The sequence below is a fragment of the Shewanella colwelliana ATCC 39565 genome (assembly GCF_000518705.1).
Lineage (GTDB): Bacteria > Pseudomonadota > Gammaproteobacteria > Enterobacterales > Shewanellaceae > Shewanella > Shewanella colwelliana.
Window position 1 is genome coordinate 21,970 of the sequence record NZ_JAEC01000031.1, and the last position, 16,904, is coordinate 38,873.

General features: G+C 44.3%; 15 protein-coding genes. 5 read left to right on the forward strand and 10 right to left on the reverse strand.

All coding sequences use genetic code 11. The features are described from left to right. Nucleotides 1–1,398, forward strand: coding sequence for a DEAD/DEAH box helicase (locus L876_RS0113275; RefSeq protein WP_028764254.1), 1,398 nt, complete (start codon nt 1–3; stop codon nt 1,396–1,398). Here the strand turns inward: L876_RS0113275 and L876_RS0113280 are convergent. From L876_RS0113280 to L876_RS0113295, 4 genes are all read right to left on the reverse strand, one after another. Beyond that, nucleotides 1,392–2,384, reverse strand: a complete 993-nt coding sequence (locus L876_RS0113280) for a TniB family NTP-binding protein (RefSeq protein ID WP_028764255.1) — start codon at nt 2,382–2,384, stop codon at nt 1,392–1,394. The two genes, L876_RS0113275 and L876_RS0113280, sit on opposite strands and share 7 nt — an antisense overlap. Beyond that, the gene (locus L876_RS0113285) at nt 2,384–4,231 is read right to left on the reverse strand and encodes a Mu transposase C-terminal domain-containing protein (protein WP_028764256.1); all 1,848 of its coding nucleotides are present in this window, start codon (nt 4,229–4,231) and stop codon (nt 2,384–2,386) included. The genes L876_RS0113280 and L876_RS0113285 overlap by 1 nt, the downstream gene beginning before the upstream one ends. Then, on the reverse strand, nt 4,228–4,761 hold the full coding sequence (locus tag L876_RS0113290) for a TnsA endonuclease N-terminal domain-containing protein (RefSeq protein WP_248674607.1): 534 nt from the start codon (nt 4,759–4,761) through the stop codon (nt 4,228–4,230). The genes L876_RS0113285 and L876_RS0113290 overlap by 4 nt, the downstream gene beginning before the upstream one ends. Before the next feature lie 340 nt (nt 4,762–5,101). After that, nucleotides 5,102–5,935 carry a class I SAM-dependent methyltransferase gene (locus L876_RS0113295; protein ID WP_081730707.1) on the reverse strand — a complete coding sequence of 278 codons (834 nt, stop codon included), beginning with the start codon at nt 5,933–5,935 and terminating at the stop codon, nt 5,102–5,104. A 111-nt stretch (nt 5,936–6,046) separates the two neighbouring features. Here L876_RS0113295 and L876_RS0113300 point away from each other — a divergent pair, with 111 nt between their 5' ends. Next, entirely contained in the window at nt 6,047–6,886 is an 840-nt protein-coding gene (locus L876_RS0113300; RefSeq protein WP_028764259.1) for a 23S rRNA (adenine(2030)-N(6))-methyltransferase RlmJ, read from the forward strand. A gap of 4 nt (nt 6,887–6,890) precedes the next feature. Here L876_RS0113300 and L876_RS0113305 read toward each other — a convergent pair whose 3' ends face one another. From L876_RS0113305 to L876_RS0113320, 4 genes are read right to left on the reverse strand one after another with little or no spacing between them, the layout of a single operon-like run. After that, complete coding sequence (locus L876_RS0113305) at nt 6,891–7,253, reverse strand: nuclear transport factor 2 family protein (protein WP_028764260.1); 363 nt, start codon at nt 7,251–7,253, stop codon at nt 6,891–6,893. Between the two features lie 6 nt (nt 7,254–7,259). Further along, nucleotides 7,260–7,991, reverse strand: coding sequence for a lytic transglycosylase domain-containing protein (locus tag L876_RS0113310; protein ID WP_051413127.1), 732 nt, complete (start codon nt 7,989–7,991; stop codon nt 7,260–7,262). Then, nucleotides 7,991–9,001: a DUF3137 domain-containing protein gene (locus L876_RS0113315; RefSeq protein ID WP_028764262.1), complete on the reverse strand. Its 1,011-nt coding sequence runs from the start codon at nt 8,999–9,001 to the stop codon at nt 7,991–7,993. The genes L876_RS0113310 and L876_RS0113315 overlap by 1 nt, the downstream gene beginning before the upstream one ends. A 57-nt stretch (nt 9,002–9,058) precedes the next feature. Beyond that, the gene (locus tag L876_RS0113320) at nt 9,059–9,628 is read right to left on the reverse strand and encodes a LemA family protein (protein WP_028764263.1); all 570 of its coding nucleotides are present in this window, start codon (nt 9,626–9,628) and stop codon (nt 9,059–9,061) included. An 833-nt stretch (nt 9,629–10,461) separates the two neighbouring features. Here L876_RS0113320 and L876_RS0113330 point away from each other — a divergent pair. Continuing rightward, nucleotides 10,462–12,075: an AbgT family transporter gene (locus tag L876_RS0113330; RefSeq protein WP_028764264.1), complete on the forward strand. Its 1,614-nt coding sequence runs from the start codon at nt 10,462–10,464 to the stop codon at nt 12,073–12,075. Between the two features lie 67 nt (nt 12,076–12,142). Here L876_RS0113330 and L876_RS0113335 read toward each other — a convergent pair whose 3' ends face one another. Both L876_RS0113335 and prlC read right to left on the reverse strand, forming a co-directional pair. Further along, entirely contained in the window at nt 12,143–13,012 is an 870-nt protein-coding gene (locus L876_RS0113335; protein WP_028764265.1) for a LysR family transcriptional regulator, read from the reverse strand. Nucleotides 13,013–13,156: 144 nt separating this feature from the next. Further along, nucleotides 13,157–15,196, reverse strand: coding sequence for an oligopeptidase A (prlC, locus tag L876_RS0113340; RefSeq protein ID WP_028764266.1), 2,040 nt, complete (start codon nt 15,194–15,196; stop codon nt 13,157–13,159). A gap of 272 nt (nt 15,197–15,468) precedes the next feature. Here prlC and L876_RS0113345 point away from each other — a divergent pair, with 272 nt between their 5' ends. Beyond that, nucleotides 15,469–16,245: a hypothetical protein gene (locus tag L876_RS0113345; RefSeq protein ID WP_051413128.1), complete on the forward strand. Its 777-nt coding sequence runs from the start codon at nt 15,469–15,471 to the stop codon at nt 16,243–16,245. Between the two features lie 109 nt (nt 16,246–16,354). Continuing rightward, on the forward strand, nt 16,355–16,846 hold the full coding sequence (locus L876_RS0113350; RefSeq protein ID WP_028764268.1) for a hypothetical protein: 492 nt from the start codon (nt 16,355–16,357) through the stop codon (nt 16,844–16,846). Nucleotides 16,847–16,904 lie beyond the last annotated feature (58 nt).

Consider the following 16,904-nt stretch of genomic DNA (forward strand, 5'->3'; position numbering starts at 1 on the left):
ATGCAACTAAGGTCATGGCAGCAAGCCTGCGTAAATAAAGCGCTTAGCCTCTATCAGTCACAAAGCCACTTTATGTGCCTCGCGACACCTGGAGCAGGTAAAACTGTCATGGCTGCAGAGCTATCAGCAAGACTCATCGAGATGGGAACTATTGATTTTGTTTTGTGCTTTTCACCATCATCAGAGGTCAATGAAAGCATCCGTTCTACGTTTTCTCGTCGATTAAAAAAACGTTTTGACGGTTTAATAGGAGCAATTGGTAGTGTTTATACCTACCAATCGATGCCCTCTTTAACAGCTGAATTCTGGCAGCTTCTAAATAGCCATAATGTTTTGGTTATTATGGATGAGGTACATCATTTAAAAGGAGCTGAAATTAATGATGCTAATGCGTGGGGTGAAGAAGTTCTTGTTAATATCCAAAATAAGGCCAAGTATACATTAGCCCTTTCTGGCACCCCTTGGCGTTCAGATTCTGCACCAATTGTCCTATCACGGTTTACTGAGCCTGATAATACAGTTCATTGTGATTATATTTATGGTTTAAGGCAGGCTATTGCCGACGGCGTATGCAGACAACCACATATTACACTCATCGATAATGAAGAAATTAAATTAGATATTAATGAAGATTCAGAGACATTTACCTCGATAGCAGCTCTTTTAGAAGGCTCTAGTTACAGCTACCGTTCATTATTAAATAATCAACAAATCACGCACTATATGCTTAAACAAGGCGTTAGTAAGCTAGGAGATATTCGTAAAAGCACTCCCCTAGCAGGCGGACTTATCGTTGCTTCATCTATTAAGCACGCTAAACAACTTTATCAAATGCTAGTGACCGACTTTAAGCAAACAGCCTGTATCGTCACCTCTAAGTTGAAACATCCTTCACAGACGATTAAATCTTTTAGAGAGAGCGATATTCAATGGATAGTGAGTGTTGGTATGATCTCTGAGGGCACTGATATTCCGAGGCTACAGGTTTGCTGTCATCTGAGCAGTATTAAAACTGAAATGCATTATCGACAAGTATTAGGAAGAATACTACGAGTCACTGCTGATGAAGTTCAACAGGCTTGGCTATTCACCTTGGCTGAAACTAAGCTTACTGAATTTGCTTATCGTATTGGTCAAGATGTTCCTGAAATGCCCGTGATTACTAGTCAAAAAGCACGGCTACCAATAAATTTGGCATTCCCAAGTAAATTAAGCTCTAGCGGGCAGGATAATAACGAAATAGCTAGCTTGCAAATATCAGATTTAACGCTATCAACCAAACCTAGCATACAGCCACACTTATCTGATATTGAGCAAGAAAATCACTACAATTTAGCCTTGTTAGGCGGATACAAAGAGCAAATAGTAAGGATGTTTGACACTCATTTACATCAATAGGTGTATTCAAACACCCTATCAATAATTTCATCTTTCTCTTCTAGAGCATTTGGGTTATATCTTGAAGGGCTCGATAGCACTGGAATAGGAACGTCCTTAAATTCTATAGTAAATGGGTTTGAACTTAAGTGGTCACAGCCTAGTTTATCAAAAGTTTTAGCAAGTATTTGTTCATTTAGAGTATGAGCGTTATTCTGTAGCGCAATTTTACAAGCTTCATACAGAAAGTACTTTAGTTGCCTGAACTCCCCTCGACAAACAGCAAAGAGTGCTCGGGTTAATTCTTTACTGTGCAAAACTGGACGCTTGTCAAATGACATTCTTTTCGAAAAGCCAACTAGAAGCTCCCTAAAATGCTCACACTCTTCTTTAACGGTATAACTAAAATAGTCCAAGTGCTTCCTGCGCCGAAGCCTTGAAACCCATTCAGAGTCATTGATTATATCTTTCATCCAAGGCATCCCTACTAATACAATTGGTATATTTGCTTCTTCACTAATAAATTTTAGTGCACTCGTGATTATCTGGCGCTCTTGATAACTTTTAAACTTAACCAAGTCATGAAATTCATTAATGATAAGTAACTCTACTTTAGCCGCTGTTAAATTTTGAACCACTTTTTTGGTCAAATCGACTTTCGTATCACGTTTCTTTTGGTGACATGCAAACTTCTCTAAATCTGACAATATTTTTATTAAAGTTTTTTCTAGTCCCTTATTGCTCGAAACCTTTGTGATGAGCACTGGTACATCTGAATGCCTAAGGCCACTATTAGCGTTAACCCTTCGCCTATATTCTTGAATCAAAGATGTTTTACCTGATCCTGTTTCACCTGTAAGCATCATACATTGAGGATCTGATTGGTAACCTCTATTGAATCTTAGATCATCAAAGTCGTTAAACACTTCAGTCACAATGGGGAGTTCAATAAAACAAAGGCCAAACTCTTTAAGCGCTGCGTCCTGTTGAGGCGTCAATTTAGTCATCAATATCCTTCCAAGTCCATATCCCAATCATCATCTTCCATCTCTGCCTCTACTTGATTGCAGCTAATTGACTTCTGCGGTTCACTTTTGGAGAGGGCTATTGTGGATTTACCTGTTGAGCTAATATCAGCTAGTTGAGCTTTTTTCTTAAGTTCAGGAAGTTTGGCTTTAGTTTTAGATTTATTAAAGAGTTCTTGCTCTTGCTGTACTCGAGCATGAATTGCCATTCGAGCTTTAGCTAAACCAAGGTTATCCTTACTCTCGCGTATTGTTTCACGATTAATTTTCTTTATGACTTTATGTTCGTGAAGACTCAAGCCACTGACATAACCAGTAGTATCTGTACAAGGCACTTTTAGGTACCCACCCAACTCTTCTAGATAAACATGGATACTGGACAGATCATCAGGGTCTATCTTTATGAGTTTTTTTATTGTGTCTTTGGTTTGCGGGTAGTGCTTACGATAATCCGCTAATGCAGTTGAGTCATACATCAACTCTTCAAATTTAAAGCCATTTCGAGTTAATGTTCTTTCATCAGTAATCCCCATCAGCACATTAAAACGTTTTTCTTCTTCCACTGTCATCTGCAACGGTGGGTATATATCAAAACCATGCTGCCACTGCTTTATTGGAATACGTGTGTCACGAGAGTCTGAATCTTGGTGATAAATATCGACAACCCAACGATGAAACTCTTCGACAAATACTGAGAAGCGCATAATGGCGTCTTTTTCAGGTTTGTAGTCCTCTTTCTCTAGAATATTTGAAAACGTTTTTCCTGGGATCTCGGTTAAAAAGTATTGGTTAATCATGCCAAAGAAACGCTCAACAAACGGCTTCAACCATGGCTTACGAACTGGGTTATATTGAATATTTATACCTGCTTCTTTACAAGCATGGTCTAAACTCTTTGACCAAAATTCAGCTCCATTATCAACAACCAAGGTTTCAAATTTTCCATAACAAGGCCAATCATTCTGAAGCTCTATTCCAACATCGTTAAGAGTTTTAGGCTTTATCGCATGCACAATAGCTTTAGCCGCAGAAACATAAGAGGGAGCTTTGTAACTCAAATGGAAGCCTAAAACGCAATTGCTAAAAACATCAACGAGTAAAGTAAGGTAAGGCCTTCCCAAAGGGAGAAGTAGTTCATCATCGAGTAGGATTAAATCAAGTGGAGTATGATCTATTTCAACACGTTCTAAAATTCGAGTTGGCGGTATATGAGAAGAACAATATGCAAACCACTGATCAGCTTTGAACTTACCATGCCTAGCGACAGCAATAGGATAAGGTGGCAGTGACTTAATTCTCTGATTGAAAGCTGTATAGGAAATTATAGGGATCTTCCCATCAACAATTGATTCATTCTCAATGGTAATGGCGTCTTTATAGTACTGGTAAGCGGTCGTCACTTTAGGTCTTTTGGCATCTAAAAAGCGAGATAACGCTCGCTCAAAAAACACCTCATCACCTTCAACTCGCTTCTTTCGGTTGCCCATTTTATGGCGCTTAACAACCAAAGAGGCTAAATCTCCATTACTATCAATATAACTCTTACGCCAACGAACCACTGTACGCCAATTAGGTCGTTTTTCTGTATTGCCTTCAAACAGCTTATCAAGAATTGGGTCTAGCTTTTTTTGCGTCCAGCCTCCTGAGTTTTCCTGCTCAATAAAACTAATTAGTTTGTATTTATCGAGCGCTTTTTCTTTAAGGAAGTCAGGGAAAGTATCAAGATCTCGCTTAACTAACTCTGTATCATCTAACTTAACGTATTGAGCTGGGGTATCTGGCTTTTTGGCAGATGTAGACTCTGTGAACTCATCTTCAAAGTCCATCATGTATTACACCAAATAGATGGATTGCCAGTAAGGTCGTCTTGATTCAAATCAGCTTTTACCAAGCCTTTATTCATTAACGAATAAAGAAAAGAACGGGTTTCAGCGATCGGAAGTTTATATTCACTCGCAATATCATGAAGTTGAACTTTACCTGACTTTCGAATCAACTGGAGCAACTCACGTTGAATATCGGTCACGCCATAAATACCAGAGTATCGGTGTAGTAATTTGAGGTTATTTAAGATTGGATTTACACGGATTTGCTTGTCTGTAACGAGTATAAGCTCAGTACCAAGTAGCCGAGCAGCCTCTTTTTTAGCTACAAACTTTGCTCTAAAAACTGGATCGAATGTCTTACTGTAAGGTTTATATTCATGAAACTTTGTCGTCCCATCAATATAGCGAAGTATCGCGTCCGGTGTATAAGGTAATCTTTTACCCTCAAAACAGTAATAAAACCCTTCTGGTTGACTGCCAAAAGTCTCGATATTCTCATTATATTCATGATGGAAACATGCATCGAACTCCAATGTGCTCTCACACATTATCGTTTCGCTCACTTTTGCACTCGCGAATTTAAAAACGTTTTTATTGGGCGAAGGCTTGCGTAAATTCCGAATATACATGGACAAAACTCGAGCGACATCAGTACACTTAGTGTACAGTCGCTCGATATTTTGTCAAATTTGTCAGTCTATGCTTTAACTTTAAATTCAAGCAATTGATTTATATGAAATTGAATTGTGTACTTAAAATACAAAACACCATTTTATGTCAAACTATGCTTTAAATTTGTCAGACTATGGTTATCTTATGTCAATGTATGCTTTCAGCAACATAAAACCTGGTAAGCCCCTATTTTCTTAGACACTAACCACTTTTCATTGCCGCTTTAACATAGACATCGAAGCGATTTTTCTTGGTGGCAATAACTGTGCTGGGCTTAACACCATCTAAATCTTCGGCATAATCGGGACGCTTAACGACCACACGTTTGGTGGCTAAGGCCATTGCGGGAGCGAGCAGCCCATCTGCGTCAAGATCGGCACCGACCAAGGATTGGAATACGCGCATCTCTTTTTTAACTAGTGCAGATTTTTCACGGTGGGGATACATGGGATCTAGGTACACCACGTCAATTTCAGTGCCAGAGGTGTTGGCGGCATCGGCTAATGCATTAAGGCTTGAACCATGAAACAGACTCATACGCTCTTGCATCCACTGACCGATCTCGGCATCAAGATAGGCACGGCGCAAACCATCTTCTAATAGTGCGGCGACTACAGGGTGACGCTCAACCATGATCACTTTGCAGCCTAGGCTCGCCAATACAAAGGCATCGCGTCCTAGACCTGCGGTACCGTCAACAACGGTCGGCGTAACCGCTTGCTTAAGGCCAACAGCTTTGGCAATTGACTGGCCTCGGCCACCACCAAACTTGCGTCGATGGGCGACGGCACCACCGACAAAGTCGACATTAATACCAGCCAGTTTAGGTTCATCACGTTTATATAAACTCAGGATATTTTGTTCAAAGCGCAGTTCGAAAAGGGCGTCTTGATCCCACTTCAGGCCCCAACGTTCGCTCACCTCAACCAATGTTGGGTACTGACGATTAAAAAAGATAGCTGTTTGCAAAATACCTTGACCACAATTGAATAAAATCACTACGCCATTATGCCAAAAGCAGTCGGTGCTGAACATCTGATTTATTGGTGTCACGTGGAGGCTTTTGCACTCAGCGGTTTTACCTCGTCGCACTTACCCCCTATAATCGCCGTATTCAGGCAATTGCCCTCGACCATTGGACACCCCATGTTAAGTTATCGCCACGGCTATCACGCTGGCAACTATGCTGATGTGCTTAAGCACACTATGTTGCTGCAAACCTTGAGACTGATGCACAAAAAAAATAAGCCGATGGTGTATATCGACACCCATGCTGGTGCTGGCGGTTACGCCTTGTCAGATGAATTTGCCCAGAAGACGGGAGAATATTTAGAGGGCGTCACCAAGCTGTGGGACAAAACTGATCTGCCTGAAGCCTTGAGTCAGTATATTGCAGACGTTAAGCATTTTAATAGCACAGATGAGCTTGAGTTATACCCAGGCTCACCCGCCTTTGTCGATATGAACCTGCGAGAGAACGACCGTATGGTGCTGCACGAACTGCATGGCGCTGATCATCTGTTGCTGGACGAACAACTGGGCAGCGATAAAAAGATTAAGGTAATTAAAGGCGACGGCTTAAAGGGTCTTATTGCTTCAGTGCCGCCACTAGAGCGTCGTGGCGTCATATTAGTCGACCCAAGCTATGAGATGAAAACCGATTACCAAGAGGTTGCCAAGGCGGTTATTCAGGCCCATAAGCGCTTCTCTACTGGGGTGTATATGATCTGGTATCCAGTGGTTAATCGTGCGCAAACTGAGTCAATGTTTGAACTATTAAAGCAAAGCGGTATTCGTCGTCAGTTACGCATTGAACAGGCGATAAAAGCCGACAGTGATGAGTTTGGCATGACAGCGGCTGGCCTATGGGTCATTAACCCCCCCTGGCAGCTCGACGAGCTAGCACAATCGACATTAGATTACCTAGGACCACTGCTTAATCAGGGCGGCGGTTCGACGCAGGTAACATGGGAAGTGGGCGAATAAGCACCTAGAAAAATGCTTCGCAGGGAGTGCCTTGGTGATAGATCATCTGCCAACGCTCTCCCTCAAGCTTCCACAATGAAGTGCGCAGTGAGTAACGTTTTTCTAGCTCATTAATGGGTTTAAAGCTCGCGCGGTAGGTCAGCTGTGCTAAATCGGCACTGAGTAATCGATAGTGAATATCAAATACGTTAAAGCTTGGTGGCCTTGCTTGAGGTAAGCGCTGCAATACCTCTGGTTTACCAAAACTTACCCCTGTCGCCCCTATTTCTAAAAACTCATCATGAATCAGCTGTTGGAGTGCCGAAACGCTGGTGCGAACCTCTGGGGTTAATAGTGCAAGCTCTAACTCAATAATGGTTTGTCTCATCCGTGACTACCCCACTTTTTGATAGCGTTTCAGTAAAATCTTAACCCGTTTCACATAGGCCTGAGTCTCTGGGTACGGCGGTATACCTTGATATTGACTCACGGTTGTTGGGCCTGCGTTATAAGCCGCGCAGGCTAACTCAATGTCACCGTCAAATCGCGCTAGCATCTTGGCAAGATAACGCGACCCACCATCGATATTTTGATCGGGCCGATAAGGGTTCGTCACTCCCATCTCTTTGGCAGTATCAGGCATTAGCTGCATCAGCCCCATAGCGCCACTGCGCGATAAGGCAAACACATTAAAAGCCGACTCGGCATGGATCACCGCACGGATTAGTGCTGGGTCGAGCTGGTGTGTTTTAGCTGCGAGGTTAATCAGCTCGTCGTAGTCGGCGCTAAACAGCGGCATCTTTTGCCAGTCTAGCTCGGAGTTAGGTTTGCAGGCGTAGCAGTCATAAAGTAATACCCTAAACTCCTCTTTGCCCGGAGCATGATCCGAAAAAACCACCACGCCATTGCTTTGGGTGTATTGATAGACCTTAATTTTATTGTCGCTCACTGGCGCGTCAGCTGGGGCGTCGTTATTGGTCAATGTTGCCTTATCGCTATAACTTTTTTTATAGTGCGGCTTACCTTGAGTGGGCTGCTGTGCATGAAGGCTAACACTCAATAGCATTAGCAAGTACAGTGGCAGCACTCGGTAGTTAATGTCGGCACCAATAGACGAAAAGGTCATTACAATCCAATATCTTGATCGAGTTTGAGTACTTCAATCATAGCAAATAGCTGCTTCATCTCGCGGTTTATTTGGCTAAACTCATATTCAAAGGTCGCGCCATTAAAAATGGAGCCGAGCTCAAAACGGTTTTCGCGGCTAGCCAACATAATCAATAGCTTGTTCTCGTAAAATGCGCACTGAATTTTACCTGCAAACATACTCGCTAAGGATTGTAGCCGCTCCATAAATCCGACGGTGAGTAGATAACGCGCCTCAATCTGATCGGTAGAAAAAACATCAAACTGTTTCTCAAAGCGGGGATCTTCTAACTTCACTCGACTTAGGTTTTTAAAGGAGCTAGATAAGAAGTTAATTAAACCGCCGCGGCTTTTAACGACCACAGTGTGACCCTTAAACGCCTTGTGACTGCTTAACTGCACCATTACGCCACGAAATACGGTTTCTGTTTCGGTACGCTTATCACGGCGAACTTCTTTCGTCAGTTTCAGCTCATTAATGACGATCTCAACCCCATTATGACTGCCCTGCACATAGTCGTCGAAATGGGCATCATCGTAGCTGGGGAGTAATTTTGAACGTTTGAGTGTCGATAGGCTCATTGTGTGGGTATGACTAAAAATAAAGTCATCGCCAAAATAACGAAATATCTTAGGAAACACCTGCTCCTTAACATCGTTGCGATAACGCTTAATGGGTCGCGAGCACCACCACACCAAGGGGATAATCGGTACAGCTAAAAATATCCAAGGCATCTCAACATATTGGCGCGCGGCATACAGCATGGCGATAACCACGACACTGGCAAACATAGCGAGACTCATGTAGATACGCTGCCTAAGGGCTTTTAGGCAAGCAACACGACGGTTTTCAAACTTGCGAGTTAGCGGTTCAATATGTTCAGCGTAATGCGTCTTAAACTTATCCAGTTCAGCGCTATCGGCCACAAGGCGCTTAGGCTGACGTGAGGGCTTAATCGGCGCGCCAAATATAAAACTAATAATGTTCATTGGTGAGGCTCTACACGGCGACTTAGGTGAGTACCATCAGCACTCACCTATCAAATGTTACTTAAGATAATCGGCGGCATCGACGGGGGCTTTTGATGCTTCATCCGCTTCATAAAACGGCATCACTTTAACATTAGCCATTGACGCAATAATCGAACCTGGAAAGATTTCGACCGCTGTGTTCAACTCAGACACTGCTGAATTGTAAAAACGACGAGCGGCAGAGATATGTTCTTCGACTTCGTTGTAGGTCTGCATCGCTTGCAGCATAGTATTGTCAGACTTCAGCTCAGGGTAGTTTTCTACACTCACCATTAACTGTCCCATCTTGCTATTGAGTTGTTCCGCAACTGCCAGATGTTCCTTAATCGCTTGACTGTCTGCATTGTCGTAACCTGCTGTCACTTGGGCGCGCAGCGCGGTGATCTCAGTGAGTAGCGACTTTTCATGGTCCATAAACTTCTGTGCGATTTTGAGAATATTTGGCACAAGGTTAGCGCGCTTTTTTAATTGCACGTCGATGCCTGATAGTGCCTCTCGCCCCGCGTTACGCTTTTTGATTAAACTGACATACCAAAGGTAGGTAATAATCACTACAAGCCCTAACCCTAACAATAAACCTTCCATTTTGACGTCCTTCCTGTTGTTCTTTTTTAGTTTTTGCTCTTATAACTCCCCACAATTACCGATTTTGTTGAAGAATTCCAGTTATTTGTATGCCAATCGTCGCAATATAATTTGTTGTAAAAATCAACAATTAGCAGTTATCTGCTAGCTTTTACGCTTAAGTCAGATAGTTGACCTATGCATTAACAGAAACAAAATACCGTTTGAATTAGAAACAGGCGAAAATGACAAACAAGTCAACTAAATAAGCCAAATAAATACAGAGTTCATTGATTTTAAAAGCAATAAAACAAGTTATAATTTCATCATTTTTATACAAACCTAGCTGAAAATCACAATTTTTTCGACAAAAAGCTAACATTAACAGCACTAGAAGATGCATCCACCACAGTTAGAGATAACAGCTCATTTTGACCTATTCAGCTCAGGTACAGCGAATGATTGTTAAGCTAGCCTCATTGAATTGAAAGACGCTTGTTCGTAAATCCCATTTTGACCTCTTACCCCATAAGAGGTCTTTTTTTTGTCTGCGTTTTGGCCAAGTTTTAAACCCGACTAATGTTCAGGCTTTGTACAGCAATTTAGCGCTAATCTATTCACTAACCAAACAGCAACTCACCTCCCCATTGTGAGTTTTGGTGACATCATCCTATTGAGACCCATTCTGCTTCAGAATCGGGTCTATTTTTTTAATACCCCATCTAATTACTCAGATTTAAGTTTCAATTAAACCGCCTCTGCCATCATGCTTGGTTAACTCGCGATCGCGCTAAAGCGTGCGAGTACCAATACTAAATAAAAGGCACAAAGATGCCCGCAATGAAGGAAGTATGATGAGTACAAATCAACAGGATGGCCTGCCCTCCTCAAGTATAACGCCACCCACAGCGGGTCAAAGCGGTGCCTTTGTTCGCTTTTTAAATGTGGTTGAGCGATTAGGTAACTTGCTGCCCCATCCAATCACGCTGTTTGCGATGTTCTGTCTTGCCGTGATCGCCATCAGTGGCATTGCAGGTTACTTTGAATTAACCGTTACCGACCCAAGGCCTGTTGGTGCACCGGGTCGCAGTGCCGATGGTCTGATTCATGTCGTCAGCTTAATGAATGGTGAAGGACTGCGACTCATCGTCTCCAATCTAGTCACTAACTTTACTGGGTTTACACCACTTGGCACTGTGTTAGTTGCCCTACTGGGTGTCGGCATTGCTGAACGCTCAGGGCTACTCTCAGCCGCCATGCGCTCTTTGGTCATGGGGGCATCTAAACGCCTAGTGACGCTAACCATTGTATTTGCGGGTATCGTGTCAAATACCGCCTCTGAACTGGGCTATGTGGTACTTATCCCCATGGCAGCGCTAATATTTCACTCTCTTGGTCGCCACCCGTTAGCGGGCTTAGCCGCCGCATTTGCAGGGGTGTCTGGTGGTTACAGCGCTAACTTACTATTAGGAACGGTCGACCCACTGCTATCAGGCATCACCGAAGCGGCGGCGCAGATGATCGATCCTGAGTATCTTGTTGGCCCTGAAGTGAACTGGTATTTCATGTTTGTGTCGACGTTCCTGATCACCATTCTTGGCGCCATTGTTACCGAAAAAATCGTTGAGCCTAAGTTGGGCAAATATGATCCAGAAGAAGCCTCTATCGATTTGCATGCCCAAAAGATGGATGGAGTCACCGCCCAAGAAAAACGCGGTTTAAAGGCTGCGGGGGTCGCTATCTTGGTCTTGTCGGCTATCCTTGCGTTAACCATCATCCCTGACAATGCCCCACTGAGAAACCCAGAGACAGGCTTAGTCGCTGGCTCACCTTTCCTAAAGGGTATTGTTGCCTTTATCTTTATCTGTTTTGCGATTCCGGGCCTAGTTTACGGTAAGGTTGTAGGCACCATGAAGCGCGACAAAGATGTGATTGATGCCATGTCTCACAGCATGAGTACCATGGGAATGTACATTGTGCTGGTATTTTTTGCCTCACAGTTTGTCGCCTTCTTTAAGTGGACCAATCTCGGCGCCGTGCTCGCGGTCACAGGGGCTGATGCCCTGAGTGCGATAGGGTTAACGGGTCCCGTTGTATTTGTCCTATTTATTATGATGTGTGGCTTCATCAACTTAATGCTAGGTAGCGCCTCGGCGCAGTGGGCGGTGACCGCGCCAATTTTTGTCCCTATGCTAATGCTCGTCGGCTACGCGCCTGAGACAATTCAGGCTGCGTACCGAATCGGCGACTCGGTCACTAACCTTATCACCCCTATGATGAGCTATTTTGGGCTTATTTTGGCGGTGGCTTCTCAGTATAAAAAGAACCTTGGCATAGGCACTTTAGTGGCAACCATGTTGCCGTACTCTATCGTGTTCTTTATTGGCTGGACCTGCTTCTTCTTTATCTGGGTATTTGCATTAGGTTTACCTGTGGGCCCAGGAGCTGCGACCTACTATACGCCATAGCCCTGAGTGATAGCCTTGACTGACCATAAAAACGCCGAACTGAGTTCGGCGTTTTTATGCCACCTCGTTATAACCTGGCGACAATCTCATCCATAACCGAGATCACTCGCTTTGGTAACGTCGTTTGGCGTCGGTAACATAAATAGATGGGTTCACTTACAGGCACACTTAAGGGGTGCGAGCTGATCAACTCGGGGCGTGCGAACGCCTCGACAGCATAGGCAGGCAACACGGTAAAGCCTAACCCACGACTCACAGGCTCTAGTATCAGGCTGATCTGATTAGAAAAGCCTCGATGACTCAGCTGGTCGCAGTGCTCAAACTCTGTATAGTTAGCGGCCAATAACAAGTTAGCATGGTGTGCGCCATCTGGATGATTGATAAAGCCAAGCTGCTGTAATGACGACCAACTCAAAGATGTATGTGACGCAGGGGTTACCAGCAATAGTGGTTCTTGGGCGATCAATCGGCTTTGCACCTCACTTAAGATGGGCTGTCGAGTCATTAAGCCTAAATCAGCATCTAAGTCTGCAATCGCGGTTTCAACACCTGAGTTAGAGTTGATTCGGTAATCCAGCGTTAACCCGTTGTGCTGCTGCTGAAGGCCTAGAAGTTCAGTATACAACTTGAGACCAATACTCCCCGGCGACATTAATCGTACAAGCCCTTCAAAGGGCGGATCGACCTTAACCGACTGCTGCAGCGCATCGAGAGCTAGCAGAATATCTTGCCCTTGTTGATAGAGCTTTTGCCCTGCATCAGTGAGCGAAAACTGTTTACCCTCTCTTATTAATAGCGGTGTATCGAGCTGCTCTTCCAATTTACGAATATGCTGACTCACCCCAGATTGGGTCATATAGAGTCGCTCAGCCGTGCGAGTAAAGTGGCCAAGCTCCACCAGCGTACAAAAACTACGTAACCAGATTGGATTTATCATAACAAATTGTAATCAAGTCTATAGATATTGATTACCCTACATGATTTAACACAATTTGGAAGCCACACCACGATTGTTGGGCACAATCAAAAATGCCAACCCTTGTGTGTTGGCATTTTACCTTAACCTATTAGCTCAACAGCACTAGCCATTGATACCTGAGTGCCTGAGTAAGGCATCTATCTTAGGTTCACGGCCCATAAACCGCTTAAATAGCGTCATCGGCTCTAAGCTACCGCCCATCTCTAAGATGTTTTCTAAGAAACTATGGCCAGTCTCGGCATTGAAGATCCCTTCAGCTTCAAAACGGGAAAACGCATCGGCAGACAGTACTTCGGCCCATTTGTAGCTGTAATAACCCGCGGCATAGCCCCCAGCAAAAATATGTGCAAAGCTGTGTTGGAAACGGTTAAATTCAGCCGCCTTCACCACGGCGACTTGCTCTCTTACCTCGTTCAACTTCGCCTGAATTTCTGCGCCAACGCTAGGGTCAAACTCAAGATGCAGACGGAAATCAAACAGCGAAAACTCCAATTGACGCAGCATAATCATGCCTGACTGGAAGTTTTTCGCCGCCAGCATCTTATCTAACATCGCCTTCGGCAGTGGCTCGCCAGTTTCATAATGACCAGAGATCTCCGCAAGCGCTTCCTCTTCATAACACCAGTTTTCCATAAACTGACTAGGCAGCTCCACGGCATCCCAAGGCACACCATTGATGCCCGATACACCCGCCACATCAATCTTTGTCAGCATGTGATGAATGCCATGACCAAACTCATGGAACAGGGTAGTCACTTCATCATGGGTAAATAGTGCCGGTTTACCGTCAACTGGCGCATTAAAATTACAGGTGAGGTATGCCACCGGATCTTGCAAACCGCTTTCAGTTTGGCGACGCACGCGACAATCATCCATCCATGCGCCACCGCGCTTGCCTTCACGCGCATAAAGATCAAGATAAAAACTGCCTCGATGTTCGTCATTGGTATCTTTAATATGAAAGAAACGCACATCTTTGTGCCAAGTGTCGACATCTTTTTGCTCTTCAATACTTAAACCGAATAGGCGTGAGACGGTATAAAACAGCCCTGATAACACACGGTCTTCTGGGAAGTAAGGACGTAACAACTCTTGAGATATCTCATACCTATGGTGCTTGAGTTTCTCAGCATAATAGCTCAGATCCCAAGGAGATAAGTCGCTAACACCGTAGGTTGTCGTTGCAAATTCAGTGAGTTCGTTAAGCTCGGTTTCGCCCTGAGATTTAGAACGTGCAGCCAACTCATTTAAAAAATCCAACACTTGTTGTGGCGATTGCGCCATTTTGGTCGCTAGCGACTTATGAGCGTAACTATCAAACCCAAGTAATTGGGCCAGCTCATGTCTTAGGGCCACAATTTCATCCATCAAGGGACTATTATCAAATTCCCCCCCATTGGGCCCTTGGTCTGACGCACGCGTCACAAAAGCGCGATAACACTCTTCACGTAATTCACGGTTATCACTGTAGGTCATCACGGGTAGGTATGATGGAAAGTCTAAAGTAAATAGCCAGCCTTCAAGGCCTTTAGCCTCAGCCATAGCTTTTGCAGCGGCAACGGCTGATGCAGGTAACCCTGCCAGTGCTGACTTATCTGTTACCAATTTAGTCCATGCTTGAGTCGCATCAAGTAGTTGATTAGAGAACTGACTAGTTAGCTCAGATAAACGTTTAACCAATTTTCCGTATGTTTGTTTACCTTTATCGCTCAATCCTATCCCTGACAGCTCAAAATCACGTAGACTATGCTCGATGCTGGTTTGCTGTGCCTGGCTTAATGTAGCAAATTCATCAGAGGCTTTGAGTGACTTATAAGCTTCGTATAATCCTTGATGCTGACCAACATAGGTACCGTATTCTGACAGTAACGGTAAACAGGCATCATGAGCGGCACGCCACTCATCGGTGCTCAGTACTGAATTCATATGCGACACGGGTGACCAGATCTGGCTTAGCTCATCGTCTACCTGTTCAAGCGGCGTAATGAAATTGCCCCATGTATACGGACCACCAGCGGCTAACACCTGATCGATTTTCTGGCGACAGTTTTCAATCCCCTGCTCTACTGCGGGCTGAATGTGCTCAGGTTTAATTTGCGAAAATTGCGGCAAGGTGGCACCGCTCAGCAAAGGATTACTCATCATATTTCCTCGAAAATCTTAAGATACAGAGTAATAGATATGGGCGAACTCAATGCTATTCAAGCATGAGTGCCCAAGAGAATTGAAATGGCGCCCTCTAGCAGGCATATAAAATAAAAACTTTGATCTACGGCAAAAATAAGATTTACTCAATATTTACATAGCCGTAATTGATAAGCGGTTCGCAAATGCAATGCATTATCATTTACGTTTAGCACGTAACTGCCTATGCTCCATGTAAACAGGATACAGCCATCGGAATTTCATTGGGTATGAAACAAATCACTTTTTCATTAGCAACCAGTATGCTGCTTGTGAGCACGGTGACTTTTGCTAACGAACCAGGTCAAGCAACCAGTATCGACGACTCTCACATCACCAATATTATTGCCCACAGTGACGCGCAACCACTCGAATTTATTTTGGATATGGGCTGGGATTCTGAGTACATTTCCGAAGGACGCAACAATTTAGATCACGGCGGTATCTATTGGGGTACGGCCGCGGTGCAATACCAAGATCTCGTCATCTATACCACAGTGGGACGCGGTGACAGCGAAACCTACACCGAGTGGAACTTTGGTCTAGAGTATGGTTTTTCGATTGCTGAAAACCTAGAAGCATCGATAGGCTACCAACGTATCGAAGCCTATGGTGATGAACGCGGTAGCGATAATGAACTATTTGCGTCACTCAGTTACAGCGCTGTAGAGTGGTTAACCCCGTCAATGGCTTACACCTATTCTACCGAAGCAGGCGGATATTTTATTGAAGCAAGCCTGCATAGCAGTTGGCCTGTGACCGAGCAACTCACACTCACCCCCTACGTTACACAAGCATTTGATTTCCAATATGCTACCGAGGCACATAACGGCCCAAATCACTTCCAGTTTGGTATTGAAGCTGAGTACCAAACGAGTAGCAATTTAGTGTTATCTGGCCACATTAGCCACACATTAGCTCAAGAAGATATTAAACAAGAGCAACAAGGTAGCCACGACAGCTTAGACCAAACCTATGCTGGCATTCATTTAACTTGGAGCTTTTAACTTAACGCTGCACTTTAGCGTTTGCGAGTGGCAGGCTCGGTCGGTATCGACTAACTTTAAGCATGAAATCGTTGCAAGGAGCGCAACGGTCTAAGCATGAGGACATGGAATGTCTGCACAACGATATCACCCCCTTACCTCTATCATCGCGCTTAGTTTATGCTGCGTTTGCGTCTTTGCTGCCGACCCCGAACAGCCGATAACTGAAACACATACCCTGCCGCAAAATGTCGCCCTTGACAGTGAAGGCAACCCTATTGTGATACCCACCGGCGACAAGGCGGCACTGAACTATCACGCTGCGCCAGTGCAATCAATCTCCCAACCGGTTGTCACCAAGCCATTGCGCAAAAGTAAGCCCAAAAAACGAAGTCGTAAGCAGCAACTCGCTAGCCGTGATAGCGTTGCTGATAACCCCAGTTGTCGTTGGTTAAATAAGCGCATGCGCCACCTAGAAAAGACTTTAAAAACAGGCAATACCAAGCAGTTTGGCTACCAGTATGATGAACTGCAAGCACGACAATCTGAGTGGGTCTGCATGAAGTGTGGCGCAGAGGGACCCAATCAAGACGATCACAACCGCTGCCAATATCGACGCTAATCACCCTGCTGACTGAAAGCGAACCTCTGGCGACAAGGTCTATGATAAGGCACAAACA

Bases quoted from the DNA above. Each gene is read 5' to 3' on its own strand.
- L876_RS0113300 (WP_028764259.1), top strand. From the start codon at position 6,047: ATGTTAAGTTATCGCCACGGCTATCACGCTGGCAACTATGCTGATGTG.
- L876_RS0113305 (WP_028764260.1), bottom strand. From the start codon at position 7,253: ATGAGACAAACCATTATTGAGTTAGAGCTTGCACTATTAACCCCAGAG.
- L876_RS0113295 (WP_081730707.1), bottom strand. From the start codon at position 5,935: ATGTTCAGCACCGACTGCTTTTGGCATAATGGCGTAGTGATTTTATTC.
- L876_RS0113345 (WP_051413128.1), top strand. From the start codon at position 15,469: ATGAAACAAATCACTTTTTCATTAGCAACCAGTATGCTGCTTGTGAGC.
- L876_RS0113330 (WP_028764264.1), top strand. From the start codon at position 10,462: ATGAGTACAAATCAACAGGATGGCCTGCCCTCCTCAAGTATAACGCCA.
- L876_RS0113350 (WP_028764268.1), top strand. From the start codon at position 16,355: ATGTCTGCACAACGATATCACCCCCTTACCTCTATCATCGCGCTTAGT.
- L876_RS0113315 (WP_028764262.1), bottom strand. From the start codon at position 9,001: ATGAACATTATTAGTTTTATATTTGGCGCGCCGATTAAGCCCTCACGT.
- L876_RS0113310 (WP_051413127.1), bottom strand. From the start codon at position 7,991: ATGACCTTTTCGTCTATTGGTGCCGACATTAACTACCGAGTGCTGCCA.
- L876_RS0113275 (WP_028764254.1), top strand. From the start codon at position 1: ATGCAACTAAGGTCATGGCAGCAAGCCTGCGTAAATAAAGCGCTTAGC.
- L876_RS0113335 (WP_028764265.1), bottom strand. From the start codon at position 13,012: ATGATAAATCCAATCTGGTTACGTAGTTTTTGTACGCTGGTGGAGCTT.
- prlC (WP_028764266.1), bottom strand. From the start codon at position 15,196: ATGAGTAATCCTTTGCTGAGCGGTGCCACCTTGCCGCAATTTTCGCAA.
- L876_RS0113285 (WP_028764256.1), bottom strand. From the start codon at position 4,231: ATGATGGACTTTGAAGATGAGTTCACAGAGTCTACATCTGCCAAAAAG.
- L876_RS0113280 (WP_028764255.1), bottom strand. From the start codon at position 2,384: ATGACTAAATTGACGCCTCAACAGGACGCAGCGCTTAAAGAGTTTGGC.
- L876_RS0113320 (WP_028764263.1), bottom strand. From the start codon at position 9,628: ATGGAAGGTTTATTGTTAGGGTTAGGGCTTGTAGTGATTATTACCTAC.